General features: G+C 71.7%; 18 protein-coding genes. 8 read left to right on the forward strand and 10 right to left on the reverse strand.

Features of this window, described 5'->3' with window-relative positions:
- Window positions 1-50 precede the first annotated feature (50 nt).
- Window positions 51-3,296 (forward strand): glycosyltransferase family 2 protein, encoded by a 3,246-nt coding sequence (locus AC0HS0_RS12355; RefSeq protein ID WP_472964318.1) that lies wholly within the window; start codon window positions 51-53, stop codon window positions 3,294-3,296.
- A complete protein-coding gene (locus AC0HS0_RS12360) occupies window positions 3,289-4,719 on the forward strand; it encodes a DUF5719 family protein (protein ID WP_472964319.1) in 1,431 nt (476 codons plus the stop codon). Before AC0HS0_RS12355 ends, AC0HS0_RS12360 begins: the two co-directional genes overlap by 8 nt.
- Window positions 4,720-4,747: 28 nt before the next feature.
- On the opposite strand, the gene AC0HS0_RS12365 is transcribed toward AC0HS0_RS12360, so the two are convergent.
- On the reverse strand, window positions 4,748-5,191 hold the full coding sequence (locus AC0HS0_RS12365; protein ID WP_472964320.1) for a metallopeptidase family protein: 444 nt from the start codon (window positions 5,189-5,191) through the stop codon (window positions 4,748-4,750).
- Between the two features lie 42 nt (window positions 5,192-5,233).
- Here AC0HS0_RS12365 and AC0HS0_RS12370 point away from each other — a divergent pair, with 42 nt between their 5' ends.
- From AC0HS0_RS12370 to AC0HS0_RS12385, 4 genes are read left to right on the forward strand one after another with little or no spacing between them, the layout of a single operon-like run.
- Window positions 5,234-5,446, forward strand: coding sequence for a DUF3499 family protein (locus AC0HS0_RS12370; protein WP_055918289.1), 213 nt, complete (start codon window positions 5,234-5,236; stop codon window positions 5,444-5,446).
- Between the two features lie 10 nt (window positions 5,447-5,456).
- Window positions 5,457-6,896 carry a phosphomannomutase/phosphoglucomutase gene (locus tag AC0HS0_RS12375; RefSeq protein ID WP_472964321.1) on the forward strand — a complete coding sequence of 480 codons (1,440 nt, stop codon included), beginning with the start codon at window positions 5,457-5,459 and terminating at the stop codon, window positions 6,894-6,896.
- Window positions 6,897-6,920: 24 nt separating this feature from the next.
- A complete protein-coding gene (gene ahcY / locus AC0HS0_RS12380; RefSeq protein ID WP_472964322.1) occupies window positions 6,921-8,402 on the forward strand; it encodes an adenosylhomocysteinase in 1,482 nt (493 codons plus the stop codon).
- A complete protein-coding gene (locus tag AC0HS0_RS12385) occupies window positions 8,402-8,953 on the forward strand; it encodes a GNAT family N-acetyltransferase (RefSeq protein ID WP_472964323.1) in 552 nt (183 codons plus the stop codon). Before ahcY ends, AC0HS0_RS12385 begins: the two co-directional genes overlap by 1 nt.
- 3 nt (window positions 8,954-8,956) lie before the next feature.
- Here the strand turns inward: AC0HS0_RS12385 and AC0HS0_RS12390 are convergent, their stop codons facing one another.
- The 4 genes from AC0HS0_RS12390 to AC0HS0_RS12405 all read right to left on the reverse strand — a co-directional run bounded on the left by AC0HS0_RS12390 (window position 8,957) and on the right by AC0HS0_RS12405 (window position 11,402).
- The gene (locus AC0HS0_RS12390; protein ID WP_472964324.1) at window positions 8,957-9,223 is read right to left on the reverse strand and encodes a type II toxin-antitoxin system RelE family toxin; all 267 of its coding nucleotides are present in this window, start codon (window positions 9,221-9,223) and stop codon (window positions 8,957-8,959) included.
- Window positions 9,220-9,498, reverse strand: a complete 279-nt coding sequence (locus AC0HS0_RS12395) for a type II toxin-antitoxin system Phd/YefM family antitoxin (RefSeq protein ID WP_472964325.1) — start codon at window positions 9,496-9,498, stop codon at window positions 9,220-9,222. Before AC0HS0_RS12395 ends, AC0HS0_RS12390 begins: the two co-directional genes overlap by 4 nt.
- A gap of 90 nt (window positions 9,499-9,588) precedes the next feature.
- A complete protein-coding gene (locus tag AC0HS0_RS12400; protein ID WP_472964326.1) occupies window positions 9,589-10,491 on the reverse strand; it encodes a cyclase family protein in 903 nt (300 codons plus the stop codon).
- 44 nt (window positions 10,492-10,535) lie between these two features.
- Window positions 10,536-11,402, reverse strand: coding sequence for an RDD family protein (locus tag AC0HS0_RS12405; RefSeq protein WP_472964593.1), 867 nt, complete (start codon window positions 11,400-11,402; stop codon window positions 10,536-10,538).
- Between the two features lie 35 nt (window positions 11,403-11,437).
- On the opposite strand from AC0HS0_RS12405, the gene AC0HS0_RS12410 reads away from it, so the two are divergent.
- Complete coding sequence (locus AC0HS0_RS12410) at window positions 11,438-12,433, forward strand: stage II sporulation protein M (protein ID WP_472964327.1); 996 nt, start codon at window positions 11,438-11,440, stop codon at window positions 12,431-12,433.
- A gap of 138 nt (window positions 12,434-12,571) precedes the next feature.
- Here the strand turns inward: AC0HS0_RS12410 and AC0HS0_RS12415 are convergent, their stop codons facing one another.
- Genes AC0HS0_RS12415 through AC0HS0_RS12435 form a run of 5 tightly spaced genes read right to left on the reverse strand, consistent with a single transcriptional unit; the run spans window position 12,572 to window position 18,248 of the window.
- Window positions 12,572-13,903, reverse strand: coding sequence for a DUF58 domain-containing protein (locus tag AC0HS0_RS12415; RefSeq protein ID WP_472964328.1), 1,332 nt, complete (start codon window positions 13,901-13,903; stop codon window positions 12,572-12,574).
- A gap of 10 nt (window positions 13,904-13,913) precedes the next feature.
- Window positions 13,914-14,975 (reverse strand): AAA family ATPase, encoded by a 1,062-nt coding sequence (locus AC0HS0_RS12420; RefSeq protein ID WP_472964329.1) that lies wholly within the window; start codon window positions 14,973-14,975, stop codon window positions 13,914-13,916.
- Window positions 14,972-16,255 carry a DUF4350 domain-containing protein gene (locus tag AC0HS0_RS12425; RefSeq protein ID WP_472964330.1) on the reverse strand — a complete coding sequence of 428 codons (1,284 nt, stop codon included), beginning with the start codon at window positions 16,253-16,255 and terminating at the stop codon, window positions 14,972-14,974. The genes AC0HS0_RS12420 and AC0HS0_RS12425 overlap by 4 nt, the downstream gene beginning before the upstream one ends.
- Window positions 16,252-16,908, reverse strand: coding sequence for a DUF4129 domain-containing protein (locus AC0HS0_RS12430; RefSeq protein WP_472964331.1), 657 nt, complete (start codon window positions 16,906-16,908; stop codon window positions 16,252-16,254). Before AC0HS0_RS12430 ends, AC0HS0_RS12425 begins: the two co-directional genes overlap by 4 nt.
- A 2-nt stretch (window positions 16,909-16,910) precedes the next feature.
- The gene (locus AC0HS0_RS12435; RefSeq protein WP_472964332.1) at window positions 16,911-18,248 is read right to left on the reverse strand and encodes a hypothetical protein; all 1,338 of its coding nucleotides are present in this window, start codon (window positions 18,246-18,248) and stop codon (window positions 16,911-16,913) included.
- 225 nt (window positions 18,249-18,473) lie between these two features.
- On the opposite strand from AC0HS0_RS12435, the gene mtrA reads away from it, so the two are divergent.
- Window positions 18,474-19,157, forward strand: a complete 684-nt coding sequence (mtrA, locus tag AC0HS0_RS12440) for an MtrAB system response regulator MtrA (RefSeq protein WP_472964333.1) — start codon at window positions 18,474-18,476, stop codon at window positions 19,155-19,157.
- The last annotated feature ends 1 nt before the right edge of the window (window position 19,158 follow it).

The following is a 19,158-nucleotide window of genomic DNA, read 5'->3' on the forward strand; positions in this document are numbered from 1 at the left end:
GCCCGACGCACTACCGGGATCGGCGCAGCCCCAACTTAGGCTGACTCCCGATGTATCCGAGAGTCACCGCCATCGTCGTCGCCCACAGCGGCGGCCCCCGCCTGCAGCGCACTCTCGACGCCATCGCGGCGCAGACCCGCCAGCCTGACGCCGTGATCGCCGTCGACTGCGCGAGCACGGACGACGCCGCACGCCTGCTCGCCGACGCGAAGCCCACCCACCTCCTCCGCAGCGGGGAGAGGCTCCCGTTCGGCTCCGCCGTCTCGACCGCCGTGCGCGTCCTGCCTCCCACCACGTCCTCCGACGAGCTGATCTGGCTCCTCGCCCACGACACCGCCCCTGAGCCCGAAGCGCTCCAGGCGTTGCTCGGCGCCCTCGAGGTGTCGCCTTCCGTCGCCGTGGTCGGGCCCAAGCTCGTCGACGCCGACGATGCCGCGTTCATCCGCGAGTTCGGCGAGGCGATGACCCCGTTCGGCGCGTCGCTGCCGCTGGTCGAGAACGAACTCGACCAGGCCCAGCACGACGGCCTCAGCGACGTGCTCGCCGTCTCGTCGGCCGGCATGCTCGTGCGCCAGCCGGTGTGGGAGGCCCTCGACGGCTTCGACCCCGCCCTCCCGACCGTCGACGACGGCCTCGACTTCTGCACCAGGGCGCGTCTCGCCGGTTACCGGGTCACTCTCGTCGCCCAGGCCCGCGTCGCCGTGGGCGGCGACGGTCTCGCCGGTCCCAACCTGTCGCGCAAGTGGTCGGTGCGGCGCAAGCTCGCCGGGGAGCGGCGGCGTGCGCAGCTCCACCGGCGGATGGTGTACGCGCCCGGCTGGGCGGTGGCCCCGCACTGGTTGACCCTCGTTCCGCTCGCGATCCTCCGCTCGATCCTGCGCCTGCTGCGCAAGGAGCCCGGTTCGGTCGGCGGCGAGCTGGGTGCCGCCTTCCGGGTCGCGTTCTCCGGTCTCGCGGTCAGCAACGCACGCCGGCGGCTCGCGAAGGCCAAGACCGTGACGTGGGCGGCGATCGCGCCGCTGCGCATCCCGTTCGCCGACGTACGGCGCGGCAGGGCGCTGAAGCGCGAGGCGGCACTCGTGCGCCAGCAGGGCGAGCGCCAGGACCTCGACTTCTGGGGCACCGGCGGCGGCTGGACCGTCCTGGCGGCACTCGTCATCGGCATCGCGCTGTTCTATCCGCTGGCATCGTCCACGGCCATCACGGGCGGCGGAATGCTGCCGCTCGATACTTCGGTCGGCCAGCTGTGGGCGAACCTGGGCTACGGCTGGCGCGACATCAACCTCGGCTTCGTCGGAGCCGCCGACCCGTTCTCGGCCGTCCTCGCGGTGCTCGGCACCCTGACCTTCTGGCAGCCAAGCGCCTCCCTGGTCGGCGTCTGGCTGTTCGCCCTCCCGCTCGCGGCGCTCGGCGCGTGGCTCGCGGCGGCGCGGCTCACCGTGCGCCCGACGCTGCGGGCCTTCGCGGGCATCACCTACGCGCTCGCTCCGACGCTGTTCATCGCGCTGCAGGGCGGTCGTCCTGGCGCGGTCCTCGCCCACGTCCTGCTGCCGTGGCTGTTCTTCGCCGGGCTCGCCGCACGCCGCTCGTGGACGGCCAGTGCGACGACGGCCCTGGTGGCCGCGGCGACGGTGGCCTGCGCCCCGGTGCTCATCCCCGCGCTCGTCGTGGCGTGGATCGCGGCCATCGTCTTCGCCGGGCGCCGCGCCGCCCGCATCGTCTTCATCCCGCTGCCGGCCGTCGTGCTGTTCGCGCCGCTGGTGTGGCAGCAGGTCGGCCGGGGAGCCTGGCTGTCGATCTTCGCCGACCCCGGCGTCGTGCTCGACGCGCGGCAGGCGCCCGCCTGGCAGCTCGCGCTCGGCTTCCCCGACGGCACGCTCGGCGGTTGGCACGCGATCGCCGCGGCCCTGCCGTTCGGAACGGGTGCGGGCAACATCCTGGTGCCGCTTCTGCTCGCGCCGCTGGGCATCCTCGCGATCCTGGCTCTGTTCCTGCGCGGCACCGTGCGGGCCGTCGTCGCTCTGCTCGTCGCGCTCGCCGGGTTCCTGACCGCCGTGGTCGCCCTGCACGTCGAGGTCGCTGTGACCGGATCGACGGTCGCGCCGATCTGGCCGGGCAGCGCGCTGAGCCTGTACTGGGTCGGTCTGATCGGCGCGGCGGTGCTCGCCCTGTCCGCGCTGAAGCGCGGCTCGCTCGCCCCCGCCTGGGTCGCCATGATCACCCTGGCGATCGCGGCGGTCCCCTCGGCGATCGCCACCCACGACGGCCAGGCCGTCGTCAGCGCCACCGACGGCCGGACCATGCCAGCTGTCGTGACGGCGAAGTCGACCACCCAGCCGCGCGCGGGAACGCTGCGCATCACCCCGCAGCCCGACGGCGGCATCCAGGCGGAGGTCGTCCGCGGCGCCGGGCAGACGCTCGACGGCCAGACCACGCTGAGCTCGACCTCGCGCTCGCTGACTCAAGGGGAGCGCGAGCTCGCCACCCTGGCCGGCAACCTGTCGTCGCGCAGCGGCTACGACGCCTCCGGCGAGTTGAAGCGCCTCGGGATCGACTTCGTGCTGCTCACGCCCCCGGCGACAGCACTGAACGAGAAGCAGGCCGGCGCCGAGCCGGACACCACGGCCGCCTCGGCGACGAGGACCCGCGCCGGCGTCGCCATGGACGCCAACCCGCTGCTGGTGTCCGTCGGACAGACGACCACCGGATCGCTCTGGGCATTCGACCGCGGCACGACCGTGACACCTCCCGCGGCCCAGATCCCACCGGACGCCGGCGGTGTCTGGAGGCTGATCGTGCTGCTCGTGCAGGGCGTCATCGTGGGCTTCACGCTGCTACTGGCCATCCCGACGACGCGCTCGGCCGACCGCGTGTCGGAGCTGAACGCCCGCCGCCCCGAGCGCCGTCATGGCGGCGAGCCTCCCGCGATCGAGCCGGACGACGAGCCGGACCCACCGTCGGACGGCGATCTGCCGATCGCGGAGGAGAGCCTCGACGATTGGGAGGCGGAGCCCGAAGACGAGGCGGCCGTCGAATCGTATGGCGACGCCGACCCGGGCCCTGCCATCATCGAGCCCGAGCCCGAGCCCGAGCCCGAGCCCGAGCCCGAGCCGGCACCGGAGCAGGAGCCTGCCGTCGAACCGGAACCTGAGCCTGGCACCGCTCCGGAGCCCGACCGCGAACGCGATCTCCACCGAGCACCCGTCCCCGTAGGGGCGCCGACGACTCTGGAGGACGGCCTCGATGAGACCATCATCCGACCGCGCTCGTCGACCGAGGGGAGCGATCGTGGCTGACCGTCGAGCACTCGCCCAGGGCGGCGCCCGCGCGATCGGCGGAGTCGTCGGCATCGGTATCGCGGCCGCCGTGATCGCGGGCGCGACCCTCCTCCCGCTCTCCGGCTTCGCGATCGACGCGCCGTCGCAGACCGTGAAGCCCGTGCCTGCCGATCAACAGCGCGTCTGCCCCGGCCCCCTGCTCGCCCTCGCCGCCGACGCGGGGCAGGCAACCCGCCCGAGCGCGATCGACGCCTTCTCCTCGGTCTACGGAGCCACCGGAGCGGACACCCAGACGCGCACCCTGAAGCCGGACGCCGACACCACGTCCTCCGACCAGGCGCCGGTCGCATTGACCGCGACGACGCCGCAGGGTGCGACCCGGCCGCCGCTCTTCGCGGGCGCCCAGGTGCAGAACGCTCAGACCGACGACCTCGCGGGCCTCGCCGCTGCCGATTGCGCGGAGCCGTCCGCCGACAGCTGGCTGGCGGCCGGCGCGACCACTCTCGGCCAGACGAGCCTTGTACTGCTGTCGAACCCGACCTCGGTCGATGCCACGGTCAACCTCGACATCTACACCGAGACGGGCCACGTCAGCGCTCCGGGAGCCACCGGCATCGTGGTACCGGCCGGTACCCAGAAAGTCGTGCCGCTCGCGGGCCTCGCCCCGTCGGCGACCGCCCCGGTCGTGCACGTCACGACGACGGGTGGACAGGTCGTCGCGAGTATGCAGCAGAGCTTCGAGCAGGGCATCCAGCCGCGCGGCGTCGAGCTTGCCGGGGCGACGCGAGCTCCCGACCGAGTACAGGTGATTCCCGGCGTGAACATCGCTTCACTCGCAGCGATCACCGCGGCGCAATCCGCCGAGAGCGTCGGTGTCGACTTCCCGACCGTACGCATCCTGGTGCCAGGAGACCGGGACGCCAAGATCACGATCGGAGCCGTGGGGGAGGCCGGCACCAACGCGGGCAACTCCTATGCGCAGACCGTGAAAGCGGGCAATGTCGCCGAGATCCCGCTCGACAACCTGAAAGACGGCAATTTCACCGTCACCATCCGATCCGACGTGCCGGTCGTCGCCGCGGTGCGCACGTCCGTCATCGGTACGAAGGCGCGCGACTTCTCCTGGTTCGTGTCGGCGCCGGCGATCGGCGACTCGCAGCTCGTGGCCGTGCCGCCCGGGCCCAAGCCGATGCTGCACTTCGCCAATGCGGGCGAGGCAGACGCGAAGGTGAAGATCGAGCCGTCGTCGGGCAAGGCGATCGCCCTCTCGGTGCCCGCCGAGGGTGGCGCGAACGTGGCGGTGCCGACCGGCCGGTACACGGTGACCGGTGCCGACGGGCTGGAGGTCAGCGTGAGCATGGGCGGAGACGGCCAGGCCAGCAGCTTCGCGGTGTCGCCCGCGGGCCCGCTCGCGGCGCCGATCGAGGTCTATCCGAACTGAGCGGGCACCTTCTCGGCGGACCGGCCGGTCAGAAGTGCCGGAACCGATCGGGCGCGAGGTCCCACGGGTCTTTGCCGAGCAGCTCGGCGACCGCTCGGAAGACGCATCCTTCGATGTACATGCGCCGGTGCAGGTCGTCGTCGCGGTGCAGCTTGGTGAGCCGCTGGATGGGCACCCGGTAGAGCACGATGCGGCGCCGCGCGTGATCGACGTACCAGCGGTCGACTCCGTCGGTTCCGGTGTTGCCGATCGGCGTCGCCGCGACCTCGAAGTGCACGTTCGCCAGTTCGTCCGGCCAGACGCCCTTGAGGTAGTCGGCCGTGGAGGCCACGGTCATGTCGAAGAAGTCGATGCGGTTCTGCAGCATGGGCAGGTGCGGGCCGGTCACCGGGCCCCGGGCCCCTCTGCCGTGACGGCTGCGCCACCGGCTGGTCGCCGGAGGGTTGCTGCTGGTGCGGCGGTTGCGGGGCATGTCGCCATCCTACGTCGGTGGTGCTCGGGTAGTCTGAGCGCGATGTTGAGCCGCCCGTGTTCCCGTGTCGCCTGTCCACGCGACGCCGTGTCGACGCTGACCTATGTGTACGCCGACTCGATGGCGGTGCTCGGCCCGCTCAGCCTCTCGCATGAGCCTCACTCGTACGACCTCTGCGCCATCCACGCCGAGCGTCTGTCGGCGCCGCAGGGCTGGCAGATCGTGCGCCACGAGGTCTTCGGCGAGATCAAGTAGGGTGACCGGCGTGCATACTTCTGACTCGATCGACGACTTCCGTGCCGCCCTCTCGGCGGTCGTGAAGACCTACGACGTCCGCGGCCTCGTCGGGAGCGGCCTGACCCCCGAGATCGTCACCGCCGTCGCCGCCGGGTTCGTCGACGAGATCGGTGCGGAGGGCTCCGAGGTCGTCGTCGGTCACGACATGCGCGACTCGTCGCCGGAGTTCGCCGCCGCGTTCGCGCGCGGTGCACAGGCACGCGGGGCCGACGTCGTGTCGATCGGCCTGTGCTCGACAGATGAGTCGTACTATGCGTCCGGAGCCCTGAACGCTCCTGCGGCGATGTTCACGGCCAGCCACAACCCGGCCACTTACAACGGCATCAAGCTGTCGCGCGCCGGAGCGCAGGGCATCAGCCTCGACACCGGGCTCGCGGCGATCCGCGACCGCGCCGCCGTCTACCTGGCCGAGGGCCTGGTCGAGGTGGAGCAGCCGGGCGGTTATCGCGACCAGGACGTCCTGGCCGACTACGCCGCCTACCTCCGCGGTCTCGTCGATCTGAGCGGCATCCGGCCGATCCGCGTGGTCGTCGACGCCGGCAACGGCATGGGCGGGCTCACCGTCCCCGCCGTGCTCGGGGAGGCCGCAGGGCTGCCTGAGCTTCCAATCGAGATCATCCCGATGTACTTCGAGCTCGACGGGAGCTTCCCGAACCACGAGGCGAACCCGTTGGAGCCCGCGAACCTGGTCGACCTCCAGGCCGCCGTCGTACAGCATGGCGCCGATCTCGGCCTCGCCTTCGACGGCGACGCCGACCGGTGCTTCGTCGTCGACGAGACCGGTGCCGCGGTGTCGCCCTCCGCCGTCGCTGCGATCGTCGCAGTCCGTGAGATCGCCCGGGTGCGCGCGGCCGACCCGGATGCCGACATCACGGTCATCCACAACCTGATCACCTCGAACATCGTGCCCGAGACCATCGAGGCCGCCGGCGCGACGCCGTACCGCACACGCGTCGGCCACTCCCTCATCAAGGACGCCATGCGCGAGTCCGGCGCGGTCTTCGGCGGCGAGCACTCGGCGCACTACTACTTCCGCGACTTCTGGAGCGCCGACAACGGAATGCTGGCCGCGATGCACCTCCTCGCCGAGTTCGGCTCGCAGGAGCAGCCGCTGTCGGAGCTGGCGGCCGTCTACAGCCCGTACGCGCAGTCCGGCGAGATCAACTCGTCCGTGGAGGACGTGCCGGCCGCCTACGCGCGGATCGTCGAGGCCTTCACCGGCCGCGCCGAGTTCGACGAGCTCGACGGCCTCACCATCACCGGCCTGACCGACGAGAGCGAGCCGTTCTGGTGGTTCTCGGTGCGCCCGTCGAACACCGAGCCATTGCTGCGCCTCAACGTGGAGGCCGGGGACGTCGCCACGATGGCGCGCGTGCGCGACGAGGTGCTGGCGCTCATCCGGGCCTGAACGCAGGCATGGCAGAATAGCCGCATGCCTTCGCCTGCCATTGACACCTCCCTGCCGTTCCGCGTCGCGGATCTCTCGCTCGCCGAGGCGGGAAGGCACCAGATCCGGCTCGCCGAGAACGAGATGCCCGGCCTGATGGCCCTCCGCGAGGAGTTCGGTCCGACGCAGCCGCTGAAGGGCGCGCGCATCGCGGGTTCGCTGCACATGACCGTCCAGACGGCCGTGCTCATCGAGACGCTCGTCGCCCTCGGCGCGCAGGTGCGCTGGGCGAGCTGCAACATCTTCTCCACGCAGGACGAAGCGGCCGCGGCGATCGCCGTCGGCCCGCACGGCACCGTGGAGGCGCCCGCGGGCGTCCCCGTCTTCGCCTGGAAGGGCGAGACGCTCGAGGAGTACTGGTGGTGCACCCAGCAGATCTTCGACTGGACGACCGAGGCGCAGGCCGCAGGCGCCGACTGGACCGGCCCGAACCTGATCCTCGATGACGGCGGCGACGCCACGCTGCTCGTTCACAAGGGCCGCGAGTTCGAGCTCGCGGGCGCCGTCCCCGCCGACGCTCCGGGCGACAGCCACGAGTATCGCGTGATCCTGGCTGCGCTGCGCGCCTCTCTCGCCACCTCCCCCGACCGCTGGACGCGCATCGCCGACGGCATCCTGGGCGTCACCGAGGAGACCACCACCGGCGTCCACCGCCTCTACGAGCTCGCCAAGCACGGCGACCTCCTGTTCCCGGCGATCAACGTCAACGACTCGGTCACCAAGAGCAAGTTCGACAACAAGTACGGCATCCGGCACTCGCTGCCCGACGGCCTCAACCGCGCGACGGACGTGCTGATGGGCGGCAAGGTCGCCTTCGTCTGCGGTTACGGCGACGTCGGCAAGGGCGCGGCGGAGGCCCTCCGCGGCCAGGGCGCCCGCGTGATCGTCAGCGAGGTCGACCCCATCAACGCCCTCCAGGCGGCCATGGACGGCTTCCAGGTCACCACGCTCGAGTCGGTCGTCGACCAGGTCGACATCGTCATCACCGGCACGGGCAACCTCAATGTCGTGACCCTCGACCACATCCTCGCGATGAAGCACCTCGCCATCGTCGCCAACGTGGGCCACTTCGACAACGAGATCGACATGGCCTCGCTGGAGGCCCTCCCCGGCGCCGAGAAGGTTGAGATCAAGCCGCAGGTGCACGAGTGGCGCCTCCCGACCGGCCGCAGCGTCCTGGTGCTCTCCGAGGGCCGCCTGATGAACCTCGGCAACGCCACCGGCCACCCGAGTTTCGTGATGAGCAACTCCTTCGCCAATCAGGTGCTCGCCCAGCTCGAGCTGTACGTCTCGACCGAGAAGTACCCGATCGGCGTCTATGTGCTCCCGAAGCATCTCGACGAGAAGGTGGCGCGCCTCCACCTCGCCGCGCTCGGCGTGCAGCTGACGACCCTGACCGACGAGCAGGCCGCCTACATCGGCGTGCCGGTGGACGGCCCCTACAAGGTCGACCACTACCGCTACTGATGACACTCGAATTCGCAGACCGGGAGCTGCCCGGCGGGCTGGTCCTACGCGTGCGCCGCGAGGAGGACGCCGCGGCGCTCGCGGCCGCCTACGCGCGCAATCGCGGGCACCTCGCGCCGTGGGATCCGACCCGGTCTGAGGAGTTCTTCACGGAGGCGGGTCAGCTGGCGCGCACCCGCGAGCTTCTCGCCCTCCACTCGCTCGACACCGCGGTGCCGTTGGTGATCGTCGACGGCGACGAGATCGCCGGAGGCATGGACCTGAGCAACGTCGTGCGCGGCGCGTTCCAGAGCGCGATGGTCGGCTACTGGCTCGACCGCGACCACACCGGCCGCGGCCTGGCCTCCGTCGCTCTCACCGCGTTGGTGGAGGCCGCCAGGGACGACTTCGGCCTGCACCGCGTGCAGGCGGCGACCCTGCTGGCGAACCACGCCTCCCAGTCGGTGCTCACCCGCGCCGGCTTCGAGCGCATCGGCGTCGCGCCGAACTACCTCAGGATCGCCGGCCGCTGGCAGGACCACGTGCTGTTCCAGCGCATCCTGCACGACTGAAATTCAGCGCCGGCGATACACATCTGCTCGATGGTCGATGCGCACCACGAGGACTTTGATGTGGTCGTCGTCGATCTCGTAAAGGACTCGATAGGGTCCCCGCCTGGCACTGTAGAGCCCCTCCAACTCCCTGCTGAGAGGTTTACCCACGCGATATGGCGATCGGGACAGGTCGCCGTAGACGAATTCGATCACGGCTGAAACGATCCGCGGGGGGATGCGCTCGAGATCGCGCGCAGCTGGTGACGAGAAGATGACCTCGTACGTCACGCGGTTCGCTGGGTTCCGAAGCGACTGCGGATCTGCTGCTCGGTGAGCCCATCGCCGGCGGCAAGCTCGCGGCGTGCCTCATCGACGGCGTCCAAAGTGCCATGCTGCGACAGCCAGTACAGGGTCTCCTGCAAGGCTTCCCATTCGTCGATGCCCACGATCAGCGCGGCGGGAACGCCGTTCTTGGTGATGGTGACCTGCTCGTGCGTCGTCGCCGCTGCGTCTACGAGCTCGTTGAGGTGGCTCTTCACCTGGGAGATGGGCAGAGTCTGCATAGTGCCAATGATAGTCCGAATAAAGGTCCTTCTAAGACTGTTATTCGGACTTGCAACCCCTTTCAGCGATTGTCCAAGACGTCCTCGCTCTCACACCTCCGCGAACGCGCGCACCGGGAACGTGCCGAACCCCTCCACCGCCGGCGGTGCCGCCGTGAACCGGGCGCCGCGGGCGGGCAGGTCGCCGAGCCGCGTCAGGTGCTCGACGACATGGACGCCGTGGGCCAGCAGGATGCTGTGCGCGGGGCGCGAGCCGTCGGTCTCGGTGTCGTCGATGTTGAGCGAGTCGATGCCGACGAGCGCGACGCCGGCCCGGGCGAGGTGCTCGGCGCCCGCCTCGGTCAGGTACGGCGCGCCGGTCGCGTACTCCGGGGTGCCGAAGTGCGTGTCCCACCCGGTGTGGAGCAGCACCGCGGACCCCGCGAGCTCCCGGTCGTAGAACACCGACGCGGGGATGCCGCGCTCGCCGGCGTCCGTGAGGTGGAACACCTCCGCGCGCAGCCCCACCAGCGTGCCCAGGTCGAGCGACGCCAGGTCGCCGCCGTCGGCGTACCGGTGGTACGGGCTGTCGAGGTACGTGCCGGTGTTCCCGATCATCGTGATGATGTCCATCGCGAACTCCGTCCCCGGCGCGTAGCGCTCGCGCGACGCCTCGCGCGTGAGATGCGGCGTGATGACAGGCTCGGGGAGGCCGGGATAAGTGACGAGGCCCGCGCGGATCGGGTGGCTGAGGTCGACGATCCGCGACACGCCGCGATCGGCGGCCACCTCCTCCATGCCCCGGCTGCCGCGGTGCGGCTCCTCCACGATGCGGACGTCGCGGAGCTCGACCGCGCCCACGAGCGCGAGCCCGAGGTGCCGGACGAAGAGCTCGGCGAGCCGATCCTCCGCGACGTCGGCCGACGGCACATCCAGCCGGAATCCCTCGGTGGTCAGGCCGCCGCCGTTGACGAACGACACCACGGCGTCGAAGTGGGCACGGTACTCGGTCATCGACGCTCCTGGGGTGTGTCCGACCACGCGGCCGGAGGTGCGGGTCAGCGGTCGGGGAAGCTGTGCGGAAGGGCGTCGAGCACGGGCTCGAGCCGCTGGAGGCGCTCGGCCTCCAGGGCGAGTCCGGCGGCGTCGCGCTGGCGGCGGAGGACGGCGACCGCGACCAGGAACGTCTCGGCGTCGACCGGGGGCAGCGGCGAGACGTAGGGTGCGGCCTCCCGCGCGAGCTCGGTGCTCAGCCCGACCCGGGCGGCGATCGTCAGCTGCGGCGCCTGACGCACGAACTGGGCGATCCGTCGCGACAGCCGGTCGGGCAGCCGCCCGACGTCGGCCGTCTGCGCCCAGCCGTAGAGCTGCGGAGGCAGATAGAGCTGGAGCGGCTCCGGGCGGGGGACGCGCTCCATCTGGCTGTACGTGCCGGCCAGCAGGTCGCCCAGCCGCTTGGAGCGGGAGTTGAGGAGGCCGGTGAGCGCGGCGATGCCTCCGAACGTCATGTAGATCTCGAGCACGCCGACCAGGGCGCGGATGAACGCGTGCCGGAATCCCGTCGCGCCGCCGTCGTCGCGCACGATGCGGGCGCCGACCGCCAGCCGGCCGAGCGAGCGGCCATGGGTCAGCAGTTCCATCGCGGTCGGGAGCACGACCATCCCGAACACCAGGATGAGCACGACGAGCGCCCGCACGAGCGCGTCGTCGAGGCCGCCTCCCGTCGCCACCAGGAGCAGGATGCAGCCGAGCATGACGAGCATCGAGAACAGCCAGTCGATCATCGTGCCCGCCGCGCGGAGGATGTAGCTCACCGGCTTGACGTCGAGGGTGACGGCTTCGCCGGTCACGAGCTCGCGATCGCCGCCGGCGGTGGCGCCGGAAGCAGGCTGGGCCACGCGCGACTGACCCCCGCTCGGGAGCATGGGCGCTGATGCCGTCATGGCTATCATTCAAGCAGATGGATCTCGACGCATACACGGCAGCACGCAGCGCCGACTGGGACAGGCTCTCCCGGCTGGCGTCCCGTCGACGCCTGGACGGCCGCGACGCCGACGAACTGATCGACCTCTACCAGTCAGGTGCTGCCGATCTGTCGGCGATCCAGACCAGTGCGGGCTCCACGGCCGTCGGCGATCGGCTTTCGGTGACGCTCGCCACCGCGCGCCTGCGCTTCACCGGCGCCGGCACGAACCTGTTCTCGCAGATCCCGCGCTTCTTCGCGCTGCAGCTGCCCGCCGCGCTCTACCGGATCCGCTGGATCGTGCTCGCGGTCGCCGTGTTCACGATCATCGTCTCGACGCTCTACGCGCTCTGGATCACCGGCAACCCCGACGTGTTGCGCAACCTCGGCGACGACGCCGCGCTCAAGCAGTACGTGAACCACGAGTTCGTCGACTACTACTCGAACAATCCGGCCGCGTCGTTCGCCGGCCAGGTCTGGACCAACAACGCGTGGATCGCCGCCCAGTGCATCGCTTTCGGCATCACGGGCCTGTGGGTGCCGTATGTGCTCGTGCAGAACGCGGTCGGCGTCGGCACCGCGGCGGGTGTGATGTTCGCGTACGGGCGCGGTGACGTGATGTTCGCCTACATCCTGCCGCACGGCCTCCTGGAGCTCACCAGCGTCTTCGTCGCCGCCGCGGCCGGCCTCCGGATCTTCTGGGCGTGGATAGCGCCGGGAGCGCGCACCCGCGGTCAGGCGCTGGCGGAGGACGGCAGGGCGCTGTTCACGGTCGCCGTCGGCTGTACGATCAGCCTCTTCGTCTCGGGGCTCATCGAAGGTTTCGTGACGCCCTCGGCGCTGCCGGTGTGGGCGAAGATCGCGATCGGGATCCTCGCGCTCGCCGCGTTCCTCTTCTACATGCTCTTCGTCGGCCGGCGCGCGGTGCGCGCGGGCGAGACGGGCGACCTCACCGCGTTCGAGGCCGGCGACCGCCGCGTCGTCGCCGGCTGACGAGCGTCACGCTGCCGCGCCGCACGCTGCCGCGAGCCGCGCTGCCGCGAGCCGCGTTGCCGCGAGATTTGCGGCAAATGTGCCGTTCGGGGCCGCGTATCGCCACATTCGGCGCAAATCCGCAACGGACATGAGCGCTCAGAGGCGGCCGGCGGCCTTCAGGGCGAGGTAGCGGTCGGCGACGGCCGGCGGGAGATCCGCGGGCGAACCGGTCACGACCTCCCCGCCGAGGCGCCGGACGGCGGCCGACACCCGCGCGATGTCGAGCAGAGCGCGCTCGGCGGAGGCCGCCCGGTACACGTCCTCCCGGCGGCCGCGGTGCAGGGCGGCGGCTTCGGCGTCGGGGTCGGTCACGCTCGCGACGACGACGATGTGCTTCTTCGTGAGCTGAGGCAGCACCGACAGCAGGCCGCGCGAGCCGCCGGGCGCGTCGAGGGAGGTGAGCAGCACGACCAGCGAGCGCTGGCTGGTGAGCGTCCCGACCTGGGCGGGCACCGCCGACCAGTCCATGTCGATGAGAGCCGGCTCGATGCCGGCCATCGTGTCCACCATCCGCGACAGCAGTTCGGCGCCCGTCGCGCCCTGCACGCGCCCGCGCACGACCCGGTCGTACGCCAGCAGGTCGACGCGGTCACCCGCTCGGGTCGCGAGCGCGGCCAGCAGCAGGGACGCCTCGAACGCGGTGTCGATGCGGGGCTCGTCCGCGATGCGCGCGGCGGACGTGCGCGCGGTGTCGATCAGGAGTACGACCCGTCGGTCGCGCTCCGGGCGCCAGGTGCGCACCATCACACGCGCCCCCCGGCCACCGGTCGGGTCGTGCCGCCGGGCCGTCGCGCGCCAGTCGATGGAGCGCACATCGTCGCCGCGCACGTACTCGCGGAGGGAGTCGAACTCGGTGCCCTGCCCGCGCAGCATCACGCTGGTGGTGCCGTCGAGCTCGCGCAGCCGTGCCAGGCGCGACGGGAGGTGCTTGCGGGAGGTGAACGGCGGCAGCACGCGGATGCGCCCAGGAGCCGCGAGGGTCGCCTGTCGCGACCAGAGGCCCAGCGGGCCCGTCGCCCGCACGGTGACCTGCTCCACGCGGCGCTCGCCGCGCCGCCAGGGCCGCAAGGCGATCGTGACCCGCCGGCGCTCGCCCGGTGGGATGCTGATCGCAACGCGGGACGGCTCGGCGCCGGCCGACGGCTCCCAGGCGTCCCGCAGCACGCCGCGCAGCGTGCGGGTGCCCGCGTTCGTGACGAACAGCTCGGCGGCCGCGTCGGCGCCGAGCCGCACCCGGGCCGGCAGCTCCCGGCTCACCCGCAGCCGGCGCGGCGAAGCGGCCAGCACGAGGTCGAGCACCCCGAGCACCACGCACAGCAGCACCCAGCCGCCGAGTGCGGCGTAGGCGAGCGGCGCCTCCCCGCCGAGGAGTACGACGGGGACGACGCCCAGCGCCAGCAGGGCGACGAAACGTCCGGACACGGTCATCGGAGCCGCCTTAGATCGGGACCTGGACCTGCTGAACGATCGAGCGCAGGATCGCGTCGGGTCCCACGCCCTCGAGCTCGGCCTCCGGGCGCAGCTGGATGCGGTGGCGCCAGACCGGGACGAGCATGGCCTGCACATGGTCGGGGGTGATCGACTCGTAGCCCGACAGCCATGCCCACGCCTTCGCCGCCGCGAGGAGCGCGGTCGTGCCGCGCGGGCTCACGCCGAGCCGCACCGACGGGCTGCGGCGCGTCGCCCGGGCGAGGTCGACGATGTAGGCGAGCACGTCGGGGTTGGCGCCGACGGCGGCCGCGGCCGTGCGGGCGTCGTTCAGCTGGCGAGCGTCGAGCACCGGCGTCACGCCGGCGCCGGCGAGGTCGCGCGGATCGAAGCCGGCGGCGTGCCGGCGCAGCACCTCCACCTCGGCCTCGCGCTCCGGCACGTCGAGCGTGAGCTTCAGCAGGAAGCGGTCGAGCTGCGCCTCGGGGAGCGTGTAAGTGCCCTCGTACTCGATCGGGTTCTGGGTGGCCGCGACGATGAACGGATCGGGGAGGCGGCGACTGACGCCGTCGACGCTCACTTGGCGCTCCTCCATGGCCTCCAGCAGGGCGGACTGGGTCTTGGGTGGCGTTCGGTTGATCTCGTCGGCGAGCAGGATGTTCGTGAACACCGGCCCCTCGCGGAACACGAACCCGCCGGTCTGGGCGTCGTAGACCAGCGACCCTGTGACGTCGCCCGGCATCAGGTCGGGCGTGAACTGGATGCGCGTGGTCGAGAGGCTCAGCGCTTCGCTGAGCGAGCGCACCAGGAGGGTCTTCGCGACGCCGGGCACACCCTCCAGCAGCACGTGACCGCGCGCGAGCAGTGCGATCATCAGGCCGGTCACGGCGCCGTCCTGGCCGACGACGGCCTTGCCGACCTCGGCGCGCACTCGGGCGAGGGCGTGGCGCAGGTCGTCGGAGCCTGCAGGGGAGGAGCCTGCGGGGGAGGAGCCTGCGGGGGCAGCCCCGTCAGCGTGAGCACCGGCGGGCGGCCCGTCGGCGCGGTGGGATCCGGTCGTGAGGTCGGTCATTGTTCCATTCTTCCGGTCGGTCGCGGACGGTCGGGGGAGGCGGCGGCCGCGGTGGCGTGTTCGAGTTCGGCCAGCCGGTCGGAGAGGTCGATGAGTTCGCGATCCGAGCGCGGGTGCTCCTCCACCAGGAGGGACCGCACCGCGGCATGGTCGCGGCCGGTCACCGCTGCGACCGCCTCGGCGACTTCGTCGGTCGTGGCGACCCGGGGGAGACCGACCGCGGTGCAAAGCCGCCCGATGGTGCCGATCCGCAGCGCGTCCGCGGCGCGGAGTCTCGCGGAGGACCGCTGATACAGGCGGGCGCGCCCTTCGCGCGTCTCGCCCGCGCGCACGACCACCGGGAGGTGCTCGACCACGAGCGGTCCGAAGCGGCGTCCGCGCCAGACCGCCGCCGCCACGAACACCAGCGTGAGCAGGATCACGACCGGGGTCACCCAGCCGGGCGTGAGGGAGGCGAGATCGGCCGGACCGGTGACGGGGCGGTCGAGCAGGCCGGGCAGGTACCAGACCAGCGTGCGGTGCTCTCCGAGCAGGTTGAGCCCGAGAGCCGCGTTGCCGAGGCGGTCGATGCCGTCGTTCATCAGCACGGCCGCCGAGCCGAGCAGGTACACCGTGCGACCCTGGTAGCTCGTGCCGACCAGGGAGGCCCGGCCTCCCGAGCCTTCGAAGCAGGTCGTCGCGCCGCCGGTCGCCCGGAACGTACCGGGAGACGACGCGCCGTCGGTGTTCGCGGTCGCACGCGGGTCGATGCGCGCGGCGCGCTTCGCGGCGGAGAGGTCGCAGCCGGCGGAGGCGACGGCTCGCGGTGCGCCCGCGGCGTGCACGTCGGGTGCGAGGGCCTGGAGGGCGGCGAAGCTCGGCTCCACGACCACGATGGTGCTCGCCACCGAGGTCAGCTGATCGTAGCCCTCGTGGTCGAGGTTGCCCTCGGGATCGTAGACGAGCACCGTCGTGTCGTCACCCGCCGCATCGCGGACTCCGCTGAGTGAGCCGGCCGTCTTGACCGACACCCCCTGCTGGCCGAGGACCTGCGCGAGCGCCTTGCCGCCCGCCGGCCCCGGGTTCGTGGCGTCCAGGGGATCGCCGGCGATGGAGCGCCCAGCGCCGAGGGCCAGGCCGGACAGGGCGACGAGGAGGGCGATGACGCCGAGGACGATCCAGGGGACGGCGCGACGGGCCGTGCGCCGCACGGTCGGGGAGACCGCGGTGGCGAGGGCGTCCTCCGTCGACGGCGCGGTGGCCGGCGCTCTGGTCGTGTCGGGTGGCAGGGTGCTCGTCACGCGACCACCGCCTCCTGAGCCGGCCGGACGCGCTGCAGCTGTGCGTCGAGGGCGACGAGCTGCTGGTACCCCGCCTCTGACCCCGGGCGGTCGAGATAGCGCACCTCGTCGAAGGTCCGCGCGGCCTGGCGCAGCTCGGCGGCCTGGGCGGGGGCGGAGCGTGCCGCCTGCGCCGCGAACTCGGTCGCGGTCGTGCCCGGCCGGACTTCGACGAGGGTGCGCTCGTCGAGTGCGGCGGCGATCGCCCGGAACTGCTCCTCGATCGCGAGGGCCCAGTCGGCCGCACGCGCTGCATCGGCGGCCGAACGGCGCAGCTCGTCGGCCGAGCGGGCGTCTCCGGCGCCGAACAGGGCACGCCGATCGGAGGCTGCCCTGCGGTTGATCCGCGGGCGCCCGAAGATCAGGAACGCGGCGACGATGAGGGCCGCGACGAGCAGCACGACCACCAGCAGCAGCACAGGGCCCGCGTCGCCCGTCGGTCCGTTGAGCAGGGAGGCAAGCCAGTCTTGCACCGCCTTCGACGCCAGATCGAACCAGGTGGGCTTCGCTGCCTGGTACTGGGGCTTGGCGAGCTCGTTGCGGAGCCAGTCCTGCGCCTGCGGCGAGTCGGGGTCCACCGGCACGTCGAGCCGGAGCGCGGAGTGCAGGAGCACGCTCAGGCGCCCGGCCAGGTCGCCGTCGGTGCGGGTTGTGTGTAGGGATCGGGCAGATCGCGGCCGGTCTGGCGGGCCTCCACGAAGCGCACCAGCTCGAGGTCGAGCCCTTCCTTGCGCATCCGGAGGTCGATGTAGATGAGGCCGATCGCGGCCGACTGCACGACGCTGCCGATCGCCCCGACGATCGCGCCGACCACGGCCGAGAGCACGTTGACGCCGAGCTGGCTCGCGAGGACCGCGCTGAAGTTGCTCGAGTCCGGCGTGCTCAGCGAGGTCGGGGCGAAGACGCCGCCGGCCATCGCGCCGATGAGGGCGAACGGGACCGAGATCACCTGGGTGACCGCGTAGATGATGAGCCAGAGCAGGATGAGCACGCCGAACGTGCGCCAGAAGTAGCCGGTGGTCAACCGCCACGAGCGGGCGATCGCCGCCCGCAGCGGGAGGCGCTCGATCACGAGGGCGCTCGGCACGACGGAGAGCTTGGTGTAGAGCCAGACCGCCACGACGATCAGGCCGATGGAGCCGCCGATCCCGACGAGGACGGCCCCGACGACGCCGGCGACCCCGCCGAGCATGGCGAGGGCGACGATCACGGCGACGACGAGCGCGATACCGGCGAATCCGGCGAGGAAGACGAGGAACGTCCAGCCGATGAGCCCGCCGATCCTGCCACGGATCAGCTGCCAGAGCGCGCGGAAGGTCAGCTTGTCGCCCAGGGTCTCGCGCGACACCTCGCTGACGACGATGCCCTGCAGCAGCGCGCTGAACACCGTCGAGATGACGACGGCGAGCACGCCGAGCACGATGGTGCCGCCGATGGCGCCCGCGGCGATGGTGTCGCGGTCGGCCGCGTCGGCGTTCGAGATGCGGTCGATGAGTACGAACACACCGCCGGCGATGAGCACCGAGACGATGATCGTCGGGATGCCCTGAAGCAGTAGCGCGGCGCCGACAGTGATCTTGGGGTTGCGCCGCAGAGCCTGGAACGGGGCGCCGATGAGCGTGCCGAACGCCAGTGGCCGCAGAGGGATGAGACCGGGCTTCGGCGGGGGAGCCCAGCCGGGCTGGGGGCCGGGTGCGCCGTACTGCTGCTGCCAGCCCTGTTGCTGCTGCCAGCCCTGTTGCTGCTGCCAGCCGGGCTGCTGCTGCCAGCCGGGCTGCTGCGGGTACCCGGGTTGCTGCGGGAACCCGCCTGGCGCGTACTCGCCGTAGCGCGGGGCCTGCGGAGGCTGCCCGGCCGGGGGCGGAGGCGGCACCGCGCCGTCGGGTCCTCCTCCGTCGGACGCCTTCGCGTCGTCGGACGAGCCCGGTGCCCGCCAGGTCTGGTCGTCGCTCACGCCGTGCCTCTCATCCCCCGTCTGATGCGTGCTCCCATGCTGGCACATCCGCGGTTTGCGCGATGCCCCGCCCACGGGGCACGTCGCGGGCGCTCAGCTTCCAACGGGCGGCGCACAGCCGGCATCGGGCCGGCATACAAGGCTCGCGCAGCCTCCTCGACTACGCTGGACCCGTGAGATCCGCGGCATGCGCCGCCCGAGAGGGGTTCAGGGGAATCTTCGGACATGACTAGTCGCATCCTGGTGGTCGACGACGACACCGCGCTGGCCGAGATGATCGGCATCGTGCTCCGCACCGAGGGATTCGACCCCGTGTTCTGCGAAGACGGAGCCCAGGCCATCGAGATCTTCCGCGCGGCCAAGCCGGACCTCGTCCTCCTCGATCTCATGCTGCCGGGCCTCGACGGCATCGAGGTGTGCAGTCGGATCCGCGCAGAATCGGGCACTCCGGTCATCATGCTGACGGCCAAGTCCGACACGGCCGACGTCGTCAAGGGCCTCGAGTCGGGCGCCGACGATTACATGGTCAAGCCGTTCAACCCCAAGGAGCTCGTCGCGCGTATCCGCACGCGCCTGCGCCCGGCGCCGACGGCTCCGCCCGCCGAGCAGCTGCGCGTCGGCGACCTGCTCGTCGACGTCGCCGGTCACGAGGTGCGGCGCGGCGACGCCCGCATCGCGCTCACGCCGCTCGAGTTCGACCTCCTGCTGGCGCTGGCCTCCAAGCCGCAGCAGGTTTTCACGCGCGAGATGCTCCTGGAGCAGGTGTGGGGCTACCACTACAAGGCCGACACCCGGCTCGTGAACGTCCACGTCCAGCGCCTGCGCGCCAAGGTGGAGCAGGATCCGGACAACCCGAAGATCGTGATGACCGTGCGCGGGGTCGGCTACCGCGCCGGCGCGGCGACCTGAC

The organism is Leifsonia sp. PARNA 1/14, assembly GCF_055720965.1.

Bases quoted from the DNA above. Each gene is read 5' to 3' on its own strand.
- AC0HS0_RS12355 (WP_472964318.1), top strand. From the start codon at position 51: ATGTATCCGAGAGTCACCGCCATCGTCGTCGCCCACAGCGGCGGCCCC.
- AC0HS0_RS12370 (WP_055918289.1), top strand. From the start codon at position 5,234: ATGTTGAGCCGCCCGTGTTCCCGTGTCGCCTGTCCACGCGACGCCGTG.
- mtrA (WP_472964333.1), top strand. From the start codon at position 18,474: ATGACTAGTCGCATCCTGGTGGTCGACGACGACACCGCGCTGGCCGAG.
- AC0HS0_RS12415 (WP_472964328.1), bottom strand. From the start codon at position 13,903: ATGACCGTGTCCGGACGTTTCGTCGCCCTGCTGGCGCTGGGCGTCGTC.
- ahcY (WP_472964322.1), top strand. From the start codon at position 6,921: ATGCCTTCGCCTGCCATTGACACCTCCCTGCCGTTCCGCGTCGCGGAT.
- AC0HS0_RS12365 (WP_472964320.1), bottom strand. From the start codon at position 5,191: ATGCCCCGCAACCGCCGCACCAGCAGCAACCCTCCGGCGACCAGCCGG.
- AC0HS0_RS12385 (WP_472964323.1), top strand. From the start codon at position 8,402: ATGACACTCGAATTCGCAGACCGGGAGCTGCCCGGCGGGCTGGTCCTA.
- AC0HS0_RS12395 (WP_472964325.1), bottom strand. From the start codon at position 9,498: ATGCAGACTCTGCCCATCTCCCAGGTGAAGAGCCACCTCAACGAGCTC.
- AC0HS0_RS12400 (WP_472964326.1), bottom strand. From the start codon at position 10,491: ATGACCGAGTACCGTGCCCACTTCGACGCCGTGGTGTCGTTCGTCAAC.
- AC0HS0_RS12405 (WP_472964593.1), bottom strand. From the start codon at position 11,402: ATGCTCCCGAGCGGGGGTCAGTCGCGCGTGGCCCAGCCTGCTTCCGGC.
- AC0HS0_RS12420 (WP_472964329.1), bottom strand. From the start codon at position 14,975: ATGACCGACCTCACGACCGGATCCCACCGCGCCGACGGGCCGCCCGCC.
- AC0HS0_RS12410 (WP_472964327.1), top strand. From the start codon at position 11,438: ATGGATCTCGACGCATACACGGCAGCACGCAGCGCCGACTGGGACAGG.